This is a genomic window from Shimwellia blattae DSM 4481 = NBRC 105725, from assembly GCF_000262305.1.
Taxonomy (GTDB): domain Bacteria; phylum Pseudomonadota; class Gammaproteobacteria; order Enterobacterales; family Enterobacteriaceae; genus Shimwellia; species Shimwellia blattae.
The window spans coordinates 2,907,594-2,928,863 of record NC_017910.1 but is presented as its reverse complement, the minus strand read 5'-3'; the positions used below and the strand labels follow the sequence as shown (position 1 = coordinate 2,928,863).

18 protein-coding genes are annotated in these 21,270 nt (G+C 60.4%); 8 read left to right on the top strand and 10 right to left on the bottom strand.

The genetic code is table 11. The annotated features are described in order from the left end of the window. Positions 1-52 precede the first annotated feature (52 nt). Positions 53-1,276, bottom strand: a complete 1,224-nt coding sequence (locus tag EBL_RS13765) for an MFS transporter (protein WP_002438993.1) — start codon at positions 1,274-1,276, stop codon at positions 53-55. Positions 1,277-1,443: 167 nt separating this feature from the next. Between EBL_RS13765 and ushA the strand changes: the two genes are divergently transcribed. Continuing rightward, on the top strand, positions 1,444-3,093 hold the full coding sequence (gene ushA, locus EBL_RS13760; RefSeq protein WP_002438994.1) for a bifunctional UDP-sugar hydrolase/5'-nucleotidase UshA: 1,650 nt from the start codon (positions 1,444-1,446) through the stop codon (positions 3,091-3,093). Here the strand turns inward: ushA and ybaK are convergent, their stop codons facing one another. The 3 genes from ybaK to copA all read right to left on the bottom strand — a co-directional run bounded on the left by ybaK (position 3,094) and on the right by copA (position 7,216). Next, entirely contained in the window at positions 3,094-3,573 is a 480-nt protein-coding gene (gene ybaK, locus EBL_RS13755) for a Cys-tRNA(Pro)/Cys-tRNA(Cys) deacylase YbaK (RefSeq protein ID WP_002438996.1), read from the bottom strand. Positions 3,574-3,777: 204 nt separating this feature from the next. Then, complete coding sequence (locus tag EBL_RS13745) at positions 3,778-4,575, bottom strand: TraB/GumN family protein (protein ID WP_014716123.1); 798 nt, start codon at positions 4,573-4,575, stop codon at positions 3,778-3,780. 124 nt (positions 4,576-4,699) lie between these two features. Next, complete coding sequence (gene copA, locus EBL_RS13740; RefSeq protein ID WP_002438999.1) at positions 4,700-7,216, bottom strand: copper-exporting P-type ATPase CopA; 2,517 nt, start codon at positions 7,214-7,216, stop codon at positions 4,700-4,702. A gap of 206 nt (positions 7,217-7,422) precedes the next feature. Here copA and EBL_RS13735 point away from each other — a divergent pair, with 206 nt between their 5' ends. Further along, the gene (locus EBL_RS13735) at positions 7,423-8,157 is read left to right on the top strand and encodes a glycosyltransferase family protein (protein WP_002439001.1); all 735 of its coding nucleotides are present in this window, start codon (positions 7,423-7,425) and stop codon (positions 8,155-8,157) included. On the opposite strand, the gene EBL_RS13730 is transcribed toward EBL_RS13735, so the two are convergent. Beyond that, positions 8,154-8,828, bottom strand: coding sequence for a GntR family transcriptional regulator (locus tag EBL_RS13730; RefSeq protein WP_002439002.1), 675 nt, complete (start codon positions 8,826-8,828; stop codon positions 8,154-8,156). The two genes, EBL_RS13735 and EBL_RS13730, sit on opposite strands and share 4 nt — an antisense overlap. 328 nt (positions 8,829-9,156) lie before the next feature. Between EBL_RS13730 and EBL_RS13725 the strand changes: the two genes are divergently transcribed. The 6 genes from EBL_RS13725 (at position 9,157) to EBL_RS13700 (ending at position 15,983) form a co-directional block, all read left to right on the top strand. Then, complete coding sequence (locus EBL_RS13725) at positions 9,157-10,398, top strand: NRAMP family divalent metal transporter (RefSeq protein ID WP_002439004.1); 1,242 nt, start codon at positions 9,157-9,159, stop codon at positions 10,396-10,398. A 1-nt stretch (position 10,399) separates the two neighbouring features. Beyond that, entirely contained in the window at positions 10,400-11,176 is a 777-nt protein-coding gene (locus tag EBL_RS13720) for a LamB/YcsF family protein (RefSeq protein WP_002439006.1), read from the top strand. Further along, positions 11,173-11,982 carry a putative hydro-lyase gene (locus tag EBL_RS13715; RefSeq protein WP_002439008.1) on the top strand — a complete coding sequence of 270 codons (810 nt, stop codon included), beginning with the start codon at positions 11,173-11,175 and terminating at the stop codon, positions 11,980-11,982. The genes EBL_RS13720 and EBL_RS13715 overlap by 4 nt, the downstream gene beginning before the upstream one ends. A 1-nt stretch (position 11,983) precedes the next feature. Further along, entirely contained in the window at positions 11,984-13,576 is a 1,593-nt protein-coding gene (locus tag EBL_RS13710) for a 5-oxoprolinase subunit B/C family protein (protein ID WP_002439009.1), read from the top strand. After that, positions 13,566-15,305: an acetyl/propionyl/methylcrotonyl-CoA carboxylase subunit alpha gene (locus EBL_RS13705; RefSeq protein ID WP_002439011.1), complete on the top strand. Its 1,740-nt coding sequence runs from the start codon at positions 13,566-13,568 to the stop codon at positions 15,303-15,305. The genes EBL_RS13710 and EBL_RS13705 overlap by 11 nt, the downstream gene beginning before the upstream one ends. 381 nt (positions 15,306-15,686) lie before the next feature. Continuing rightward, the gene (locus EBL_RS13700) at positions 15,687-15,983 is read left to right on the top strand and encodes a YfcZ/YiiS family protein (protein ID WP_002439014.1); all 297 of its coding nucleotides are present in this window, start codon (positions 15,687-15,689) and stop codon (positions 15,981-15,983) included. A 111-nt stretch (positions 15,984-16,094) separates the two neighbouring features. Here EBL_RS13700 and EBL_RS13695 read toward each other — a convergent pair whose 3' ends face one another. From EBL_RS13695 to EBL_RS13675, 5 genes are all read right to left on the bottom strand, one after another. Next, positions 16,095-17,471, bottom strand: coding sequence for a GntP family permease (locus EBL_RS13695; protein WP_002439015.1), 1,377 nt, complete (start codon positions 17,469-17,471; stop codon positions 16,095-16,097). Between the two features lie 378 nt (positions 17,472-17,849). After that, the gene (locus EBL_RS13690) at positions 17,850-19,931 is read right to left on the bottom strand and encodes a heavy metal translocating P-type ATPase (protein WP_002439017.1); all 2,082 of its coding nucleotides are present in this window, start codon (positions 19,929-19,931) and stop codon (positions 17,850-17,852) included. After that, positions 19,928-20,266 (bottom strand): YtxH domain-containing protein, encoded by a 339-nt coding sequence (locus EBL_RS13685; RefSeq protein ID WP_002439018.1) that lies wholly within the window; start codon positions 20,264-20,266, stop codon positions 19,928-19,930. The genes EBL_RS13690 and EBL_RS13685 overlap by 4 nt, the downstream gene beginning before the upstream one ends. Continuing rightward, positions 20,250-20,567, bottom strand: a complete 318-nt coding sequence (locus EBL_RS13680) for a magnetosome protein MamC family protein (RefSeq protein WP_002439020.1) — start codon at positions 20,565-20,567, stop codon at positions 20,250-20,252. The genes EBL_RS13685 and EBL_RS13680 overlap by 17 nt, the downstream gene beginning before the upstream one ends. Next, on the bottom strand, positions 20,551-21,252 hold the full coding sequence (locus tag EBL_RS13675) for a hypothetical protein (protein ID WP_002439021.1): 702 nt from the start codon (positions 21,250-21,252) through the stop codon (positions 20,551-20,553). The genes EBL_RS13680 and EBL_RS13675 overlap by 17 nt, the downstream gene beginning before the upstream one ends. Positions 21,253-21,270 lie beyond the last annotated feature (18 nt).

Genomic DNA, 21,270 nt, shown 5'->3' with positions numbered 1-21,270 from the left:
GAAACAAAGGCGGGGGAGATGAAACCCCCGAATGACCGGGGGTTGAGGTGTGTCAGTTGTGGCCGGGGCGATTATCAGGAAGAAATATTGTCATCATTCCCAGGAGCGGCAGGAATGCGCAAATCTTATACACGGTTTCGATGCTGGTGTGGTCGGCAATGATCCCGAGCACCGCCGCACCCAGCCCGCCCATACCGAAGGCAAAACCGAAAAACAGGCCAGAAACCATGCCGATACGGCCAGGTAAGAGCTCCTGGGCATAGACCAGAATCGCGGAAAAAGCCGAGGCGAGAATAAACCCGATAATCACGGTCAGTACGCCAGTCCACCACAGTGAGGCATAAGGAAGAAGCAAAGTAAAAGGGGCTACGCCGAGAATTGACCCCCAGATGACATATTTGCGACCAATCTTATCCCCGACCGGACCCCCGATCATCGTGCCAGCCGCGACAGCAAAGAGAAACGCGAATAAATGGAACTGTGCATTTTGTATCGTCAGCCCAAATTTGTGCATCAGATAGAAGGTGTAATAGCTGCTGATACTCGCCATATAAAAATATTTGGAGAAGATAAGCACCAGCAGCACGCTCACCGCCAGCACAATTTTATTGCGCGGTAAGGTCTGCACAACCGGCGCCACTGGCCGGGCGCGGGCGATCCGGTGCTGGGCGGCGTACCAGCGGCTGACCTGAAGCAACACAATAATGGCCAGAATGGCGGCCAGCACAAACCAGGCCACATTTCCCTGCCCGTAAGGGGCGATAATCACTGCCGCCAGCAGCGGCCCCAGGGAGCTGCCAAAATTCCCCCCCACCTGGAACAGGGACTGGGCCAGCCCGTGGCGCCCGCCAGAGGCCATGCGCGCCACCCGTGAGGACTCCGGGTGAAATACAGAAGAGCCGGTCCCCACCAGCGCCGCCGCCAGTAGCACCATGGTGAAGCTCCCGGCAACCGAAAGCAGCACCAGCCCCGAGAGGGTAAAACACATGCCAATCGGCAGCGACCAGGGCATGGGGTATTTGTCTGTATAATAGCCCACCAGCGGCTGCAGTAATGACGACGCCAGCTGGAACGTGAGCGTAATTGCCCCGATTTGCATGAAAGTGAGAGAAAATTCCGATTGCAGCAGCGGGTAGATAGCCAACAATAACGACTGAATCATGTCATTGAGCAGGTGTGACACGCTGATGGCGCCTAAAATGCCAAAGGCGGTGCCGGCCTTTTTCTGAGAACCCTGATTGCAGGCCAGGGATGAACCCGATTCACTGATAGCCATAAGTCTGTCTTTTTGTTGTGTAGGGGTGAAAGGATCTGCAGGTGATAGTAACTTCGCTAACATACCCGTCTGTAAGCTATGATGAAAGTATCATTCAGGAAAATAATATTATCCGGCTATTTATTGCGGCGATGCGTGGTTATTTGTATTTAATACGGAGATTTTTGATGTTTTTTACCGGGAAAAAAGTAGCGCTGATAGTTCTGACCACTCTGCTGTTGAGTGGCCCGGCGCTGGCGTGGGAAAAGGATAAAACTTACCGCATCACGATACTGCATACCAATGATCACCACGGTCATTTCTGGCGCAATGACGATGGCGAGTACGGGCTGGCGGCCCAGAAAACCCTGGTGGACCGGATCCGCGATGAGGTCGCCCGCGAGGGGGGCAGCGTGCTGTTACTGTCCGGCGGGGATGTGAATACCGGCGTGCCTGAGTCCGATCTTCAGGATGCGGAGCCGGATTTTCGCGGCATGAACCTGATTGGCTACAACGCCATGGCAGTGGGTAACCATGAGTTTGATAACCCGCTCACCGTGCTGCGCCAGCAGGAAAAAATCGCCAAATTCCCGTTTTTGTCCGCCAATATCTACCAGAAGAGCACCGGGGAGCGGCTGTTTAAGCCCTGGGCCATCTTTAAGCCCGGTGGGCTGAAAATCGCCGTGATTGGCCTGACCACCGACGATACCGCCCGCCTGGGGAACCCGGAATTCTTCCACGATATTGTCTTCCGGGCCCCCGCCCAGGAGGCGAAACTGGTGATTGACGAGCTACAGCAAACCGAAAAACCCGATGTGATTATCGCGGCAACCCATATGGGGCACTACGACAACGGGCAGCATGGCTCCAATGCCCCGGGGGATGTGACCCTGGCGCGCAGCCTGCCTGTCGGAGCCCTGAGCATGATTGTTGGCGGCCACTCCCAGGATCCGGTCTGCATGGCTCAGGAGAACCAGAAACAGCGGGACTATATCCCCGGCACCCCCTGTGCCCCGGATCGCCAGAACGGAACCTGGATTGTCCAGGCCCACGAGTGGGGGAAATATGTCGGGCGGGCTGATTTTGAATTCCGCAACGGCGAGATGACCCTGGTACGCTACCAGCTGCTCCCCGTTAACCTGAAACGCAAAATCCGCTGGCCGGACGGCAAAACCGAGCGCGTGCTCTACACCCCGAAAATTGCTGAAGATCAGCGCATGCTGAACCTGCTTTCGCCGTTCCAGCGTAAAGGCCAGGCCCAGCTGAATGCCAAAATTGGCACGGTGAATGGCCGCCTGGAGGGGGATCGCAATAAAGTGCGCTTTGTGCAGACCAACCTGGCGCAGCTGATTTTACGCGCTGCCATGGCGCGCAGCGGGGCCGATCTCGCGGTGATGAGCGGGGGCGGGATCCGCGACTCCATTGAGGCCGGGAATATCACCTATAAAGATGTGCTGAAAGTGCAGCCCTTTGGCAATCTGCTGACCTATATCGATATGCCGGGCAGTGAACTGGTGGCCTATCTCACCGAGGTGGCGCAGAAAAAACCAGACTCCGGGGCTTATCCGCAGTTTGCCGGGGTCAGCTTTATTGTGCGTGATGGCGCGCTGCACATGGTGAAAGTCAACGGCCAGCTGGTGAACTCACACCAGACCTACCGGATAGCGATGCCGGGCTTTAACGCCAGCGGTGGCGATGGTTACCCGGTGATTGAGCAGCGGCCAGGCTATGTGAACACCGGGCTTATTGATGCCGAAGTGCTTAAGCAGTATATCGGGGAGCATTCCCCGCTGGATGCCGCAACACTGGCACCGCAGGGGGAAATTGTCTGGCAGTAGTTAATCCCGGCGCGCAATGTCGGCAAAGCCGGCATTAAGCAGGGCAGCCAGGTCGGCGGCGGCCAGTTCAATATCCAGGCCGCGCCGGCCACCGGAAACATAAATCGTGGCGAAGGCCCGGGCCTGCTCATCGATCACGGTCGGCAGGCGCTTTTTCTGGCCCAGCGGGCTGATACCGCCCACCAGGTAACCGGTGCTGCGCTGGGCAACCTGCGGATCTGCCATATCCACTTTTTTCACCCCGAAGGCCCGGGCCACCTTTTTAAGATCCAGCTGGGAGGCAACCGGCGTAACGGCCACGGCCAGGGTTTTCATATCGCCGTTAAGGGCCACCAGCAGCGTTTTATAGGTTTGCAGCGGGTCTACCCCCAGCTTGCGGACCACCTCATCACCAAAGTTTGTTTCGTGCGGATCGTGCTCATAACTGTGGAGCGTGAACGCGGTTTTGTTTTTTTCGAGTAATTTTACGGCGGGAGTCATAATGCCCTTCTTTAATCATGCTGACTTACCGCCCGGATCATACCGCTGCCCGGGCGCAGAAAAATAGTACCGGATTGCGCAATATCTGCCTGGCAGAAACGCGAAAGTTGAGCGACAATCCCGAATCCGGTCGCTACGGCGGCCGGTATAACAACAAAATGAAATTCCTCTTTGACAGGCCAGTAGCGATACTGGCCTCTTTTTTTATGGCCTGAGCATACCGGGCAGGTTGTTCTCACCATACAAATGCAGCGCCCCGACAGCGACCATATAGTTCCCGGCGGGCAGGGCAGACAGGTAGCGTTGCCACGCCCGGTTGCGTTGCAGCATCAGCACATCGTAGAGCGCCTCCCCGAAGGTGTTGGGCAGCGCAACGTGATCTCCCCGCGGGGGGCTGCTCAGCCACCAGCTGATCATTATCTGCATCAGCCGGGCATTGGTATGCCAGTGGGTCAGGGTATCGGACAGCAGGCCCATACCGTCGTCGTCAAGGGTGGTCAGCAGCGCCACCTGGCGCTCGGCCCCCTCCAGCTCCTGCACCGCAATCCCCTGAGAATGGGCCGCCGTGAGTAATTGGCTGTCGATACCGTACTCCGGGTAGAGCCCCAGCTGCCGCGCCTGGTAAATCTGCAATACCAGCGCAACCCGCCAGGCGGGCAGGGTATCAATGCTGTATATGGGCAGCGCCAGCTCGTCGGTCAGCAGGCAAAGTTGCTGCCAGAGCGGCGGGGAGAGGCGTGTATGGAGCGGCGGGCGATCGGGCTCGGGGGGGAACGGGGAATCGCTGTGGGTGATATCCGCCTCCACAATCAGCCCATCGCAGTGGCGCAGCTTTTCCAGCAGCCGGGCCGGTAGCGGAGCCATATCCCGGGTGCCCATATGGATGCTGCCCACCAGATGAAAATGGCGTTGCCCGGGCAGGGTGATATCCACCGCAGGCCAGCTTTCGCCGCCGCCGCGCAGATGAACCAGATATCTCCTGATTGTGCTGAGCATCCTCATGGGCCACATCCTGAAAGAACACTGAAGGAAATGCCATGCTAGCGCGTCCGCCTGGGGGCTGCAAACCCGGTGGCCGAAAGCCGTAAAAAAGGCGCACCACAGGGTGCGCCTCAGGGCTGGGGGGTTACGCTTTGGGTTTAAACCTCAGTAACCGGTTGGCATTACTGACCACAGTAATGGACGACAGGGCCATGGCCGCCCCGGCAACCACCGGGTTGAGCAGGGTGCCGGTGACCGGCCAGAGGATCCCGGCGGCAATCGGAATGCCCAGGGAGTTATAAACAAATGCCCCGGCCAGGTTCTGCTTCATATTGCGCAGGGTTGCCCGGGAAATGGCCAGACCATCGGCCACACCGTTGAGGCTGTGGCGCATCAGGGTCATGGCGGCGGTTTCGATAGCCACATCGCTCCCGCCCCCCATGGCGATCCCGACTTCGGCCTGGGCCAGCGCGGGCGCATCGTTGATGCCGTCACCAACCATGGCGACCTTGTGCCCCTGCTGCTGCAGGTCTTTTATCGCCTGGGCTTTCCCGTCCGGCAGCACCCCGGCAATCACCTGATCTATGCCCGCCTCGCGGGCGATGGCCCGGGCGGTGACCGCGTTATCCCCGGTGAGCATTACCAGGCGATACCCTGCCTGATGCAGGCGCTCCAGCGCCTGAACACTGTCGGCCCGCAGACTGTCGCGGATGGCAAACAGCGCCACCAGTTTCCCGTCTACTGCCAGCAGTACCGGGGTCGCCCCTTCACTGGCCCAGCGCTCGACCTGTGCCTCAAGGGCGGCGGTCTCAATGTGCTGCTCCTTCATCAGCGCCAGATTCCCCAGCAGTAGTGTGTGCCCCTGCGCGGTGCCGCTGACTCCCAGACCACGCAGGGTGCGGAACGCCTCCACCTGGGGGAGCCGGGCCTGCCCGGCGTTATCCACAATCGCTTTCGCCAGCGGGTGGCTGGAGCCCTGCTCCAGGGCTGCCGCCAGGCGCAGCGCGTCGTCCCGGTCGGTATTTTCCACGGTCTCTACCGCAACCACGGTGGGTTTGCCTTCGGTCAGGGTGCCGGTTTTGTCGAACACGACCGTGTCCACGCTGCTGGCACGCTCCAGGGCATCGGCATCACGCACCAGCACACCAAACTCTGCGGCGCGGCCCACCCCGGAGATAATCGACATCGGGGTTGCCAGACCCAGGGCGCAGGGGCAGGCAATGATCAGCACTGTGGTGGCAATCACCATGGTGTAGACGATTTGCGGGGCCGGGCCGAAGAAGTACCAGATCCCGGCGCTGATCAGCGCAATCGCCACAACCACCGGTACGAATACCGAGGCTATCTTATCGGCCATCTGGCCAATTTCCGGTTTGCTGCTTTGCGCTTCCCGCACCATGCGGATAATCCGCGAAAGCGTCGTGTGCTGGCCGACTGCCTGGGCGCTGAACAGTACGCTACCGTCCTGGACCACGGTCCCGGCGTGCACCGGATCGTCGGTGGTTTTTTGCTGGGGTACGGGCTCCCCGGTGAGCATGGCTTCATCAAACCAGGCATCCCCCTGGGTGATGGTGCCATCAACCGGCACCCGGTCCCCGGTGGCAAGACGCAGGATCATTCCGGGCTCAACCTGGGCGAGGGGGATCTCTTTTTCCCCGTCATCGGTGACCAGGCGCGCCGTGGCCGGTGCCAGATCCAGCAGGCGCTCCAGCGCTTTAGAGGAGCGCTGACGCGCCCGCTGCTCCAGCATATGACCAAGGTTTATCAGACCGATGATCATGGTGCTGGCTTCGTAATACAGGTGGCGCGCTTCCGGCGGGAAGTGCTGCGGCCAGATATTGACCGTAATGGAGTAGAGCCAGGCCGCCGCCGTGCCCAGTGCCACCAGGGTATCCATGGTGGCGGTGCCGTTGCGTAAACTTTTCAGGGCGCTGCGGTAAAAATGCCCCCCGGCGATCACCATGACCGCAAGGGTAATAATGCCGATGGTCAGCCACAGGCTGCGGTTATGCTCGGTGAGCATCATATTGTCACCGATCATGCCCCAGATCATGACCGGCACCCCCACGGCAAGGGCAAGGATAGCCTGCCAGCGGAAGCGTTTGACCGCCGCGAGGGCGGTCTCCTGCTGGCGCTGGCGGCGCAGTTGCTCATCTTCAATGGCCTCTGCGCCGTAACCGGCGGCTTCCACGGCTTTTACCAGGGCCTCCGGGCTGGCAGAGCCCATGACCAGGGCGCTGCGCTCGGCCAGGTTTACCCGCGCCTGGCTCACGCCGGGCACATTTTGCAGTGCCGTCTGTACCCGGCCTACACAGCTGGCGCAGCTCATGCCGTTAATCAGCAATTGCAGGCTGTTATCGCCCTCATCACTGGCGGCAGGAGCGGCTGTCGGAAGGGATTGTGGCTCCGCTGTCAGCTCTTCCGACGGGGTATCTGACTCTGCCAGCGGATTAGTTTTTGGGTGGCTTAACTCCGCACCGTAGCCGGCCTGTTTTACGGTTTCTATCAGATCGCTTGCTGATGCGCTGCCGGTCACCCGGGCGCTGGTGACGGTAACATCGGCGCTTTCGACATCTGCACGCTGCTCAAGGCTCTCTTTAACGCGTTTCACGCAGTGCCCGCAGGAGAGACCGTCTAACTTCAAATCAATAACTTGAGACATGATTATCTTCCTCAGTAGATGGCTGGAACACTCCCCGTCCCGGGGAATGGGCTTCACTGGTGACAGAGGTTAAACCTTGCCGCAAGGGGAAGGTCAAGTGTTTAAATCACCCGGGCAGTTATTTGTTGTTTCATGAGGGACGCTGGCGGCAATTTCGCGTAAACTGCGCCCGATCCGAATATTTGTCAGTAGAGGGATTATAAATAATGCTGATTGTTTCCGTGCTGCGCTGTGGTAAGGATTTCACCCCCAGGCACGCCCAGTGGCTCCACCGCCAGCTTGGCGACCGGCGCGCCCTGTGCCTGACCGATGCCGCTGAGATCCCCGGTGTGCCCACCGCCCCGTTGCTCTACGACTGGCCGGGCTGGTGGGCAAAACTGGAGTTATTTAACCCGGATCACCCGCAGATTGGCCATGAAGATCTGCTGTATATCGACATTGATACGGTGATTACCGGCCCGCTGGATGATTTCACCGCCCTGAAAAACATCACCATGCTGACGGATTTCGCCTGCGAAGGGCAGGAAAATGCGCCCCCCGCCTCCGGGATTATGTTTATTCCCGCCCGCGAAAAGCACCGGGCCTGGCAGGCGTTTAAAGATAACGCCGCACAGATAATGGCCGAGAAAAAAGCGCCGCCGTTCCACGGTGACCAGGGGTTTATTGGGCAGATTTACCCGCAGGCGGATCGCTGGCAGACCGTGATGCCTGGCAAAATTATCAGCTATAAAGCGAATATCGCCACCCGCACGATGCCGGGCTTCAGTGAAAAACTGCACGACGGGGTGGCAAATGGCACGTTGCCTGCCGGGGCGCGTATCGTCTGTTTTCATGGCTCCCCGCGCCCCTGGCAAACGGCATTACCCTGGGTGCCGGCGTTTTCGCTCGCCAATACCCTGAAGGCCCGGCTGAAACAGTTTAAACGCCGTTTGCGCGGTTAACGCGCGCGCTGGCTGGCCTGCTGGTGGCGGGCCAGGGCGGCGATAACCGTGCGCTCCGACAAATAAAGATAGCTTTCCATGGCGCTGGCCGCCTCGCTGTTATCCCCCGCCAGCAGCAGCTCAAGAATATGCGCGTTTTTCTCAATATAGGGGCCGTGCAGCATCTGGTGATCGTTAAGATGGCCGAAGGCCAGGCGCAGCTCGGCGGAGATCTGGCGGTATATCCGGTTCATGCGCTCGCTGTCTGCCAGCTCCACCAGGGCACTGTGAAAGACCATGTTTTCTGTCCCCACGTGGCGCCAGTCGCCGTGCTCTTGCCAGCGGCGGGCGGCGGTGAGCGCGTCTGTCATGCGGGCAATGGCCGGGTGCAGCGGGTCGGCGTGGCGCAGGGCATCGCACTCAATTAACCGGCGGATCCGGTAAATATCAATCACGGCCGCCATGTCCGGCAGCGCCACTTTTACCCCCCGGTTCGGCTCATGGTGCAGCAACCCCTCCTGGGTCAGCAGGCGAAAGACTTCGCGCAGCGTATTTCGCGAGATGCTGAGCTGCTCGCTGAGTGCCGCCTCTGATAGCCGGGCCCCCGGTGTCAGCTCACCGGAAATAATTTTTACCCGAATAATATCTGCGGTACGGTCAATAAGCGTCAGGGGGGCGGGCTGGGTTGTCATGACATCATCACTGGTGCGGTCGGGAGCGGATAATCTTCACATATTTATAACAGTGCCACAAGCCTTGCCCGCCTGCGCACCGCGCTGGTGCATCCCGCCGTCGTTCTGCACTGCTTAAGTGCATCTCCCGGCACCGCGCAGAGGATTAGGTGATCGGTGTCTGATTTCTTCACACGCCCGGCAGCGGGATATTGTTTAATTTATCTTCACTATCTAGTGTATTGTTCAACAATCTGAAAAAGATTGATTAACAAAACATAAACACAACTCAACAACGGTCCGGATATTGCTTGTTACAGTGACAACCAATTCCGCAAGGAGTATCTGCATGTCTGCACTGGATACAGAGAAAAAGGCGTTTATCAGCCACCGGCGATCGTCCCTGATTGCCGCAATCTTCCTGATGGCGACCTCGGCTATCGGCCCGGGCTTTATTACCCAGACCACCGCGTTTACCTCCACCATGGGCGCGGCGTTCGCTTTTGGGATCCTCGCCTCCATCGTGATTGATTTTGTGGTGCAGCAAAATATCTGGCGCGTGGTCACGCTCACGCGGATGCGCGCCGCCGACGTGGCCAACGCCACCCTGCCGGGAAGCGGCTACCTGCTGGCGGTACTGGTGCTGTTTGGCGGGCTGATTTTTAACATTGGCAATATTGCCGGGGCCGGGCTGGGTATGCACGCCATGTTCGGCATTAGCCCGAAGCTGGGTGGTCTTATCAGCGCGCTGTTTGCCATGTGGATTTTCTCTTCCCGCCGGGCCAGCACCGCCATTGACCGGCTGATGGTGGTACTCGGCCTGCTGATGATCCTGCTGATGGTGGGGGTGATGTTTGTCACCCACCCGCCAGTGGGGGAGGCGCTGTACCAGACTATCCTGCCGGACAGTATTGATTTTGCCACCATTACCACCATTGTCGGCGGAACCGTGGGGGGCTATATCAGTTATGCGGGGGCGCACCGCCTGCTGGATAAAGGCCTGAGTGGGCCAGAACATATTGAGGCGGTCTCTTCTGCGGCCAATAAAGGTATCCTGGTGGTCGGGATCATGCGCTATGTGCTGTTTCTTGCCATCCTCGGGGTGGTCGCCAGCGGGGTGACGCTGGATCTTTCCGGCCAGGCGGCTAACCCGGCATCCCAGGCGTTTTATTATGCCCTCGGGGATGTGGGGGTTCGCCTGTTCGGGTTTATCTTCTGGGCCGCCGCCCTGACCAGCGTGATTGGCGCGGCCTATACCTCCGTTTCGTTTATTACCGTCTTTAAAAAAACGCTCACTGAGCGCCAGCGGAGCATCGCCACCCTTATTTTTATTGCCATCTCGCTGGGGGTCTATCTGTTGCTGGGCACGGCACCTGCCGCCCTGCTGGTCTTTGCCGGAGGGTTTAACGGGCTCATCCTGCCGGTGGGGTTAACGCTGTTTGTCTATGTGGGCTGGCGGCGGGCAGATTTGATGGGCGGTTATCATTATCCCCGCTGGCTGTTGTGGAGCGGCGTTCTGGTCTGCCTGCTGACCTGGTATATGGGGGCGTTATCCGTGGGTACTATCTTTAGCTTCCTGGAGATTGTTTAACATGAGTGAAGTACAGCGAATTGATTTAAATAGTGATTTAGGGGAAAGCTATGGCCAGTGGACCCTCGGTGATGATGACGCCATTCTGGCGCTGGTCAGCAGTGCCAATGTGGCCTGCGGTTTCCATGCGGGCTCACCGGATGTGATTCTGGCGACGGTCAGGGCCGCCGCCGCCCGGGGGGTTGCCGTGGGGGCCCATGTCTCCTACCCGGACCTGGTGGGGTTTGGCCGACGCAATATGGATCTCTCGCACGATGAGCTGATGGCAGACGTTATCTACCAGATTGGCGCGCTCCAGGGGATGGCGGCCGCCGCGGGAACCCGCGTGCGCTACGTGAAACCCCACGGCGCCCTATACAACACCATCGCCCACAACGAACAGCAGGGAAGAGCGGTCATTGCCGCGATCAAAGCGGTGGATCCCTCGCTTGTGCTGATGGGGCTTGCCGGGTCGCGCATTCTTTCTCTGGCGGCGGAGCAGGGGCTGAGAACGGTGGCGGAGGCCTTCGCCGACCGGGCCTACCACAGCGACGGCACCCTGGTCTCCCGGCGCGAGGCCGGGGCGGTGCTCCATGATCCGCAGCAGGTTGCACAGCGGATGCTGCACATGATCCGCGGCGGGGGGATCCTCTCCGTGGAGGGTGAATTTACCGCACTGAAGGCGGACTCCATCTGTGTTCACGGTGACAGCCCGGCCGCCATTGAGATGGCGCGCCACACCCGCCAGTTGCTGACTGCGCACGGCATTGAGATTGCCCCGTTTACGGAGGCGGTATGAACAACGCGATTCGCGCCACCCCCCAGGCCATTGCGGCCGCCCGCGAGGCCCGGGCGCAGATCCGCGCCGGGTTTGCCAGCCCCACCGCCGGAATGGCACCGGGCATGACTCAGGCCAACATGATAAGCCTGCCCGCCGACTGGGCATTTGATTTTCTGCTTTACGCCCAGCGTAACCCGCAAAGCTGCCCGGTGCTGGATGTTATCGAAGCCGGTGGCTACCGGACTCCCCTGGCCGAAGGGGCCGATATTCGCAGCGATATTCCCCGCTACCGGGTGTGGCAGCACGGCACCCTGGCCGGTGAGGTAACCGACGCGACCGACTTATGGGAGCAGCACCCGGATCTGGTGACCTTTCTGATCGGCTGCAGTTTTACCTTTGAAGCGCCGCTGATGGCCGCCGGTATTGAGGTGCGCCATATTACCGACGGCTGCAACGTGCCGATGTATAAAACCCACCGCCAGTGCCGCCCTGCGGGCCGGTTATCCGGCGAGCTGGTGGTCTCCATGCGCCCGGTGCCCGCATCCCGGATCAGTGACGCGGTGATGATCACCGCCCGGCTGCCTGCGGTACACGGCGCGCCGGTCCATATTGGCGATCCGGCCCAGCTGGGGATTGGCGATCTCTCCCGCCCGGACTTTGGCGATGCGGTGCGTATTGAGCCCGGGGAGATCCCGGTATTCTGGGCCTGCGGGGTGACCCCCCAGGCGGCGGTTATGCGCTCCCGGGTGCCTTTTGCCATCAGCCATGCGCCGGGACATATGTTTATTACCGACATTCCGGACACTGCCTGGCAGGGGGGCTGAGATGCGTTTTTTGCCGGTCAATACAGACAGTTTTCTGGTCGAGCTTCCCACCCTGCATGACACTCTGGCGCTGCATGATGCGCTGAGCGCGGCGATACTTCCCGGTATTGAAGAGCTGGTGCCCGCCGCCCGCACCCTGCTGGTGCGCTTTACCCCCTGGCTTACCGACGCGGCGGCCCTGTGCCGGGCTATCCGGCTACTGCCCCCGGGGGGAGAGGGCAGGCGCCAGCTGCCACTGATTACTATCCCGGTGTGTTATGACGGTGAAGATCTGCCCGCCCTGGCCGGGTTGCTGGGGCTGACGGTGAATCAGCTGGTGGAGCACCACCAGTCGGTACGCTGGAAAGTGGCCTTTACCGGTTTTGCGCCGGGCTTTGCGTACCTGGCAAGCCCGGACTGGCCAAAAGAGATCCCAAGGCGCACCACGCCGCGCACCCGGATCCCGGCGGGGGCCCTGGGGCTGGCCGGTGAATTTAGCGGTATTTACCCCCAGGCCAGCCCCGGCGGCTGGCAACTGATAGGCCACACGGCTGAGAAAATGTGGGATATAGCACGCCAGCAACCGGCGCTGTTACAGCCCGGGGCAGAGGTCCGCTTTATGCCGGTTTCCGGCCAGCGGCTGGTCTCCCTGCCCGGGGCGGCGGAGGTGGTGTGCCCCACCGGCCAGGCGGCCACCGGGGCGATGACGATAATCACCCCGGGGCTGCTGACCACCTGGCAGGATGCCGGGCGCCCGGGGCGGGCGGCGATGGGGGTGGGTGTGTCCGGCGCCCGGGATAACGGCGCCTGGCGCCGGGCGAATCGCCTGGTGGGGAACCCGGATGTGGCGGCGCTGGAGATAACCGGCGGCGGCCTGCGGGCCCGGGCCGGGCAGGATCTGGTGCTGGCGGTGACCGGTGCCCCCTGCGCCCTCACGCTGGTGGCTGAGGGGCAGCACTTTGCGCTGAATATGGAGCAGGCATTTGCCATGCAGGCCGGGGATGAGCTGCACATTGGGCCTGCCCGGCGCGGGGTGTGCAGTTATCTGGCGATTCGCGGTGTCTGCCCGCCGCCGGAGCAACTGGGCAGTGCCGCCCGGGATACCCTGGCGGCCGTAGGGCCGGAGCCCCTGACTGCGGGCGGGCAGATATTTACCAGCCCGCAGCAGGCCTGCGAGGCTGTCGGGCCCGCGCAAACGCCTGCGGACTGGCTACCGGCAGCGGCTGAGACGGTCACCCTGGATATTATTGCCGGGCCGCGCACCGACTGGTTTAGCGAGGAGGCCCTCAGCCTGCTGACCAGCCAGCCCTGGGCGGTGAGTGAGCAGTCAAACCGTATCGGCCTGCGGCTGAACGGCGAGCAGCCCCTGGCCCGCAGCCAGCACCAGGAGCTGCCCAGCGAAGGCACCTGCATGGGGGCGATTCAGGTGCCCGCCAGCGGCCAGCCGGTGTTATTCCTGCGCGATCATCCGCTGACCGGGGGCTACCCGGTAATTGCCGCCGTTGCGCCTCACCACCGGGATCTGGCGGGGCAAATCCCCCCCGGATGTCTGGTCCGTTTTCATCTTATTTCTTCTTTTACCCCTGTGCCGGAGAGCAAGTGCCATGAAGAGTAACCATCCTGTCTGCCATAAAGTGCTGATTGCCAACCGGGGCGAAATTGCGGTGCGGGTGATCCGCGCCTGTCGCGATCTGGGCATTAAAGCGGTGGCGGTCTATGCAGACGCAGACGCCCATGCGCTGCATGTGCGTATGGCTGATGAGGCCTGGGCGCTGCCGGGCAGCTCCCCCCGGGAAACCTATCTGAATATTGACGCACTTATTGATGCGGCCCGGCGCAGCGGGGCGACGATGGTCCACCCGGGATACGGGTTTTTATCGGAGCGGGCGGATTTTGCCCGGGCGGTGCAACAGGCCGGGCTTATCTGGATTGGCCCCCGCCCGGAAACCATCGAACAACTGGGCGACAAAGTGCAGGCGCGCAAAATTGCCCGCGAAGCGGGGGCCCCGCTGGTGCAGGGCAGCGACGGTCCGGTCTCTGGGGCCGGTGAGGTGCTGGCGTTTGCCCGCCAGTATGGTCTGCCGGTGGCGATTAAAGCGGCCTTTGGCGGCGGTGGCCGGGGGCTGAAAGTGGCCCGCACGCTGGAGTCTGTCCCGGAGCTGTATGACTCGGCGGTGCGTGAAGCGCAAAGCGCCTTTGGCCGGGGAGAGTGCTACGTGGAGCAGTTTCTCGACAGCCCCAGACATATTGAAGCGCAGGTGATGGCCGACACCCACGGCAATGTGGTGGTGGTGGGCACCCGGGACTGCTCGCTCCAGCGGCGTAACCAGAAACTGGTGGAAGAGGCCCCCGCGCCCTTTATCAGCGATGAGCAGCGGGCGCAGATCCATGACGCCGCGCGCAATATTTGCCGCCGGGCCGGGTATATCGGGGCCGGAACCGTCGAATTTCTGCTCAGCAACGATGGCCGCTTGTCATTCCTGGAGGTGAACACCCGTCTGCAGGTTGAACACCCGGTCACGGAAGAGACCAGCGGGGTGGACCTGGTGGTGGAGCAGCTGCGCGTGGCCCTGGGGCTGGCGCTCTCTTTCAGTGAAGCGCCCCCGGTCAGGGGCCATGCTTTTGAGTTTCGGATCAATGCGGAAGATGCCGGGCGGGGATTCCTGCCCACCCCGGGGCAGATAACCGGTTTTATGCCCCCGGCAGGCCCGGGGATCCGCCTGGACAGCGGCGTGGCCCAGGGGGACTGGGTGCCCGGCCAGTTTGACTCGCTGATGGCGAAACTTATCGTCACCGGGGATACCCGCGAACAGGCGATTCGCCGGGCGCGCCGGGCGCTGGCGGAGTTTTCCATTGAGGGGGTGGCATCGGTCCTGCCTTTTCACCGGGCGGTGATGGCAGAGGCGGACTTTTGCGGTGATTTCCAGGTCCACACCCGCTGGATTGAAACCTGCTTTGCCGGGCGGGTGGCGATAGCACCGCGCCAGTTACCCGCAGCAGAGCCGGAGGTCACCCGCAGCTGGATAGAGCTGGACGGGCGCCGGGTTACGCTGGGCTTCCCCGCAGGGCTGTTTGCCAGCGGGCCCGGTGTGGCGCACGCAGCCTCCGTAGCGCACGACACGGAACAACCCGGCGCGGTGCCGGCCCCGGTTACCGGTATTCTGCACAGCTGGCTGGTGGGTGATCAGCGCCCGGTAGAGGCCGGGGAGACCATCGCCGTGATAGAGGCGATGAAAATGGAGGTGCAGGTACAGGCCGGGCAGAGCGGTATTCTGGTTCACCAGGCGCAGGCCGGGGAGCAGGTCACCGCAGGCGCAAGCCTGGCCGTGGTGAAAGCAGGCTGAGTATTCCCCGCCGGGGCACCGGCGGGGAATTGCCGTGAATATAATGCTAATAATGTTAATTTTGTGTTTTTTAATATTTAACGCAGTGTTTTTTATAGCGTAAATAATTTCACCGTCAGGTTTAAATTTTCTGAATGCCGGCGTGGTAATATGCGGATTATTTTTATAGTGGTATGAAAAGTAACGGGTTTTTATTTTATTATGGGCACTTATCACTGTGGCCTATTTAATGTATTACCACAAATAGTAATCAATCCTGCTATTGTCTGATGTAGAATAACCACTGAAGATAAATGCCGGTTCGGACCGCTTTCTGAGCCTGCACGAACGGCTCATGTAGTACATGAGATCTTGTAAGCATTACAGAACAAGGATTTAACGATGAGCAACGCTTGTGATACCACTAACACCCGTGAGAAAGAAGGGTGCGGCTGCATGGACGTAGGGACTATTCTGGACAACTCCGATAATGTAGCAACCTTCAGCGCTGTTTTTGCCAGCGAAGCTGAAGCTGTCGCTAAGCGTGATGCCCTGGAGAAAAAAGCCCAGGAAACAGCGTCTGAACCTTGCAAGATCGAAACGACTCTCGCACCTTGCGAAGGTGGCTACAAGCTGGATATGACATTTACTTTCGCCTACCAGGTTGAAACGGTAATTTTCCAGCTGGCTCTGCGCTAATACTCTCTGTCGCCGCCGCCTCCGGGCGGTGGCCCTTTTGATACTTTCCCCCCGCAAAAAAAACGCCACCTGCGGACAGACAGATGGCGTTATAGCGAACCAGCAGAGCCGTTACAGGATCATGCTACCTGCGGCGGCCAGCAGGAAGGCGATGGTCCCCAGCAGGGTTTCCATTACCGTCCAGGTGCGCAGGGTGGTTTTCTCATCCATTTCCAGGAAGCGGCCAACCAGCCAGAACCCGGAGTCGTTCACGTGGGAGAGCACCGTTGCGCCACCGGCGATAGCAACCACCAGGAAGCAGAGATCGAACTGGCTCAGGCCCGGAGTGGCGGCAACCATCGGCGAAATCAGTGCCGCCGTTGTTGTCAGTGCCACTGTTGCAGAGCCCTGCGCCACACGCAGTGCGGTAGAGATAACGAACGCAGCCAGAATCAGCGGCATACCGGTTTCTGCCAGTACACCGGCCAGCGCATCGCCGATACCGCTGGCGCGCAGTACACCACCGAACATCCCACCGGCGCCGGTAACCAGAATAATGCCGCAGATCGGGCCCAGGGCACCGTCACAGACTTTTTCCAGATGCTGGCGGCTGTGGCGACCGCTGAACACGGCCAGGGTGAAGAACACGGTGATCAGCAGCGCTACCGGGGTTTTACCCAGCATACGCAGGAAGTTAACCACCACGTTGTCTTTGTCGACCCAGCCCAGAACAGTTGCGGTATTCAGACCGGTATCCATAAAAATCAGCACCAGCGGCAGCAGCAGGATAGCCATCACGATACCGAAGGACGGCGGCTGGTGATTCGGATCTGCCTGTACATCGCCGAGGAAAGACGACGGCAGTTTGACATCGAATTTTTTACCGGCATACAGACCATACAGGTACGCACCGATATACCAGGTCGGCAGGGCGATAATCAGGCCCACCACAACCAGCAGACCAATATTGGCCCCCAGCAGTTCACTGGCGGCAACCGGGCCCGGGTGCGGCGGAACCAGCGCGTGCATCACGGCAAAGGCACCGGCGGCAGGCAGGGCGTATTTCAGCGTGGAGCCGCCAAACTGTTTGGCAACGCTGAAGATAATCGGCAGCATCACCACCAGACCGGCGTCAAAGAAGATAGGGAAGCCAAATAACAGAGAAGCAACCCCCAGTGCGAAAGGCGCACGGTGGGAGCCGAACTTGTTAATCAGCGTATCGGCCAGCACTTTTGCCCCGCCGGAAATCTCCAGCAGGCGGCCAATCATCGCCCCCAGACCAACCAGCAATGCCACCCCGGCAAGGGTACTGCCAAAGCCGCTGAGCAGTGTCGGCACTATCTTATCAAAAGGCACTTTTGTCAGCAGCGCAACAACGATACTGACCAGCGTCAGCGACAAAAATGCGTGAATTTTAAAGCGCATAATCAGCACTAACAGCAGGGCCACTGCACCCGCAGCAATCCCCAGTAATGTGCCCGCTCCGTAGGCGTATGTCAGTTCGTTCATTAAATACTCCTTTTATTAACATGCGCTATCACCCGCGCGACAGGTTGATTACCGTGCGTGGTGATACCCGTAACATCATGCTGACGTCTGGCCCCGGCAGTTGTAAACAAAAAATGAAATATTTAGTAATATTTTGCGATGGTGGTCATTATTTGGATAAAAAACGATGCCGGATTGCCCTGAGCCGCACGTATTGCCGTGGATGTTACAAAGGCATAACAATGATAACGGGCGGTGAAGTTACGCCACGAAATTAATAAGCTGCGGGACTGAAAGCGCCGTGCTCGGGGGAGGCGTGAGCCCCGGGAAATGTTACCGGTTAACATTTGGGGCGTGGTGAATAACTGACCGGCAGCGGCGGGGCTGCCGGTCAGCGGATCAGCCCTTTTTCCGGGCGGAAAGTGAGCGGAGCAGCACGCCCAGGGTGGTGCCGTTATGCAGCAGGGCACTGGCCCCCGGTGACAGCCAGCCCAGAGCGGCGGCCAGCATAATCGAGCTGTTCACCCACTCGGTGATTTTGATATTGCTGTTCACCAGTTTCATTGCCTCCAGCGCCAGGGTTCGGGCGGTGGCAACACCGTGCAGATTGTCCTGCAACAGCACCGCATCCGCCGCCTGCTGGGCCAGTTCGGTGCTCTGGTTCATGGCCAGCCCCACATCGGCCTGGGTCAGAACCGGCGCATCGTTGATCCCGTCGCCGACAAACAGCACCCTATGGCCCTGTTCCTGAAGCTGGCGGACCACCTCGACTTTGCTGTCCGGGGTGGACTGGGCGTAGTAGCGATCGATCCCCAGGGTGGTTGCCAGTTGCTCTGCTTTGTGGGCGTTATCCCCGGTAAGCAGGATAACCTGCTGAATACCGCCTGCCCGTAAACCGGCGATGATGTCTGCCGCTTCCGGGCGCACGTTATCCTGCAGCCCTATCATGCCGACCAGCTTATTATCCAGGCCGATAAACAGCAGATGGCGGCCCTGCTGCTCCAGGGCGTCTATCTCTGCCTGGTAGGGGGCGAAGTCGATAGGGTAGTGCTCACTCAGGAAGTGGTGGCTGCCGATTTGCATCTGGTGGCCGTCCAGCTCGCAGATAAGCCCGTGGGCAATCACATATTCCACCTCGCCGTGGTTAATATGCGGCAGCTCGTGGTGGGCTGCGGCGGCAACAACCGCCCGGGCCAGCGGGTGATTGCTGTGCTCCTCAACCGAGGCGGCAATCGCCAGCAGGCGCTCCGCCCAGGTGTGTTGCGGATCAAAACTCACCACGTCGGTTACCTGCATATCCCCCATGGTCAGCGTGCCGGTTTTATCAAACACCACCGTATCTACCGCCGCCAGCTGTTCGATGGCCCGACCACCTTTCAGTAACAGGCCGCTGCGGGCGGCGCGGTACATCACCGATTTAAAAGCGATCGGCGTGCTGAGCTTCAGCGCACAGGAGTAATCCACCAGGAAGACCGATGCCAGGCGGCGCACGTCCCGGGTCATGGCAAACACCGCGGCCCCCACCCCGAGGGTGATAGCCACCCGGCGGTCGGCCATCTGCTGGGTGACCTGCTGAGTTTCACTGCGCTGGCTCAGGGAGTCGGTAATAAAGCGCCGGATGCTGGCCGTTGAGGAGGCTTCGCCCACCCGTTCTGCCACCACGGCAATATTCCCTTCCTGCACCTGTGTTCCGGCATACAGCCAGGCGCCGTACTCCCGGCGCACCGGCACGCTTTCACCGGTCATTGAGGCCTGGTTAATCAGCCCCACGCCGCGCAGAACCGTACCGTCGGCGGGGATATTATCGCCCGGCCCCAGCAGCATCACATCCCCTTCGGCCAGCTCGCTTGAGGAGATCTCAACACTCTGGCCGTTGCGCTCAACCCACACCGGGTGCTCATGGGGCTGCATCAGGCTGGCCAGAAGCGCATCGGAATGGCGGCTGGTCTCCTGCTCCATATACTCCCCGAGGGTCAGCAGGGTCTGGGTTATCATGGCGGTGCGGTTATCGCCACGGGCCATAGAGACCCCCAGCGCCAGTGCATCCAGCACTTCTACCCGCAGCTGACGCCGGGAGAGTGTCTCCAGCCCTTCCTGAATTGTGGGGGCGGTAAGCAGCAGGGTAGGGAGCGTGGCCCACTTGCGGGGTAAAAACTGGGCCAGCGCCAGGCCACCGGCGTTCACCAGGTTATCTGCCATGCAGTATTCTGGTTCATATTCGCCGTGGGCCTGCTGCTGCCAGTCGACGTGGGCAATCTGGCGGAGCAGCTCCGGGCTGTCGGTCTGCTGCGGATGGTACTCGATAATCACAGAGCAGGCTTCGGGGCGCAGGCGCACGCCGCTGACCCCGGGTAAAGAGAGCAGTTGCTGGCGAAACCACAGGGCAGCGTCCGGATAACGCGCCAGCTGAGGAACCCTCAGCCGTACACGGCCAGGCAGGCTGTGTACGACGCTTATCTCTTGCGTTGCTGGGTGGCTCACTGTTTGTCCTGCTCCTGGCTGCGGTAATATTCCAGCTCGGCCTGTAAATCAGCCAGGCGCTCTTTCATCTCTTCCATTTCGCCGCGCACCGTTCCCCACACTTTACCGGCAGTGCTGGAGATCCCTTTCTGGACCTGGCGATTGGTGAGCAGGTAGGTAATGGCTGCGCCCGCCACCATACCGGTGAGCAGGTGAGTCCGGCTGTTGGCCTGGCGATAAGCCGGAGCCCCCTGAGCGGAAGTTGGCTGCGAAACCGGGTACGGGCTCCAGACTATCTGGCCGTTTGGCAGCTGATAAGGGTATCCATACGGGTAGTTGTTATTCTGCTGTGTCATGGTCATCTCTCTTATTTTGTACTTCATCCAGAAGGTACATACCGGCGACACCGGCGCTGACAATAGCCAGCATGGTGAGCAGCGGGCGCCCCGCGCTGGCGTTGGCCACGGCCATGACGCCACCGCTGATTAACCCGGCTTTGGTGGCGTCGCGGGCCACATTCACCGCCGTCTGGTTCAGGGACTGTTCACCGGACTGGTAGGTTTTCCACTGGGCCAGGCAGGAGCTGGTGGCCCCCACCAGTGCCCCGGCAATCATGGCGCGGTTAACCGGGCTTAATGCATCACGGCTGTTGCTCATGGTCAGGCTCTCCGGCATCCGGCTGTGGGGCTTTGCGGTTGCGGGCGACAGACTCCTGGAATCCCTCTTTCCCGGCGCTGACCGTATCGCGGAAAATGGTGCCACCGGTCACGGCGGTATCACGGATATTCCCCGCGCCACTCATCACGGCGTCTTTCACTTTGCTGCCGCCGGTTTTCAGCATCTCACCGGTGCCGGAGAGGGTCTGCATCAGCATGTTGCGCACGTTTTCGTTGGTCAGCAGCAGGGTAGCCGCTGCGCCGATCATGGCGCCTTTCCAGAACTCTTTGTCGTCTGCCCCAATCATGCTGATGATGTTTTTCAGCATACCGGCCTGTTCGCCCATCATCTCTTCCACCATGCCCTGGGCCTGGTGGCTCCAGTCAACGCCTGCGGGCATCGGCTGGTGATGGTGATGATGGTGGTGCGGATGGGCAAAACCCTGGGGGGGCATCATCGGCTGTGGCGGCATCTGGGGCGGCATGGCATAGCCGGGCATATAGCCGGGCATCATCTGGCCGGGCCAGACCGGCTGCTGTGGCCAGCCCTGGGGCGGCATCTGTGCCATTTGCGGCTGCTGCGCAGGATCAGCTGGCTGCTGCATCATGCCCGGCTGCTGTGGGTACATCGGGTAGCCATAAGGCGGCCAGTAAGGGGGCATCTGGTTCTGGGTCTCGTTGCTCATAGTATTCCCTTGTTTATG

Excerpts from the sequence above, each read along its gene's own strand:
- EBL_RS13700 (WP_002439014.1), top strand. The coding sequence starts at position 15,687 with ATGAGCAACGCTTGTGATACCACTAACACCCGTGAGAAAGAAGGGTGC.
- copA (WP_002438999.1), bottom strand. The coding sequence starts at position 7,216 with ATGTCTCAAGTTATTGATTTGAAGTTAGACGGTCTCTCCTGCGGGCAC.
- EBL_RS13695 (WP_002439015.1), bottom strand. The coding sequence starts at position 17,471 with ATGAACGAACTGACATACGCCTACGGAGCGGGCACATTACTGGGGATT.
- EBL_RS13710 (WP_002439009.1), top strand. The coding sequence starts at position 11,984 with ATGCGTTTTTTGCCGGTCAATACAGACAGTTTTCTGGTCGAGCTTCCC.
- EBL_RS13675 (WP_002439021.1), bottom strand. The coding sequence starts at position 21,252 with ATGAGCAACGAGACCCAGAACCAGATGCCCCCTTACTGGCCGCCTTAT.
- EBL_RS13725 (WP_002439004.1), top strand. The coding sequence starts at position 9,157 with ATGTCTGCACTGGATACAGAGAAAAAGGCGTTTATCAGCCACCGGCGA.
- EBL_RS13685 (WP_002439018.1), bottom strand. The coding sequence starts at position 20,266 with ATGACACAGCAGAATAACAACTACCCGTATGGATACCCTTATCAGCTG.
- EBL_RS13765 (WP_002438993.1), bottom strand. The coding sequence starts at position 1,276 with ATGGCTATCAGTGAATCGGGTTCATCCCTGGCCTGCAATCAGGGTTCT.
- EBL_RS13720 (WP_002439006.1), top strand. The coding sequence starts at position 10,400 with ATGAGTGAAGTACAGCGAATTGATTTAAATAGTGATTTAGGGGAAAGC.
- EBL_RS13745 (WP_014716123.1), bottom strand. The coding sequence starts at position 4,575 with ATGAGGATGCTCAGCACAATCAGGAGATATCTGGTTCATCTGCGCGGC.
- EBL_RS13705 (WP_002439011.1), top strand. The coding sequence starts at position 13,566 with ATGAAGAGTAACCATCCTGTCTGCCATAAAGTGCTGATTGCCAACCGG.
- EBL_RS13715 (WP_002439008.1), top strand. The coding sequence starts at position 11,173 with ATGAACAACGCGATTCGCGCCACCCCCCAGGCCATTGCGGCCGCCCGC.
- ybaK (WP_002438996.1), bottom strand. The coding sequence starts at position 3,573 with ATGACTCCCGCCGTAAAATTACTCGAAAAAAACAAAACCGCGTTCACG.
- EBL_RS13730 (WP_002439002.1), bottom strand. The coding sequence starts at position 8,828 with ATGACAACCCAGCCCGCCCCCCTGACGCTTATTGACCGTACCGCAGAT.
- EBL_RS13735 (WP_002439001.1), top strand. The coding sequence starts at position 7,423 with ATGCTGATTGTTTCCGTGCTGCGCTGTGGTAAGGATTTCACCCCCAGG.
- EBL_RS13680 (WP_002439020.1), bottom strand. The coding sequence starts at position 20,567 with ATGAGCAACAGCCGTGATGCATTAAGCCCGGTTAACCGCGCCATGATT.
- ushA (WP_002438994.1), top strand. The coding sequence starts at position 1,444 with ATGTTTTTTACCGGGAAAAAAGTAGCGCTGATAGTTCTGACCACTCTG.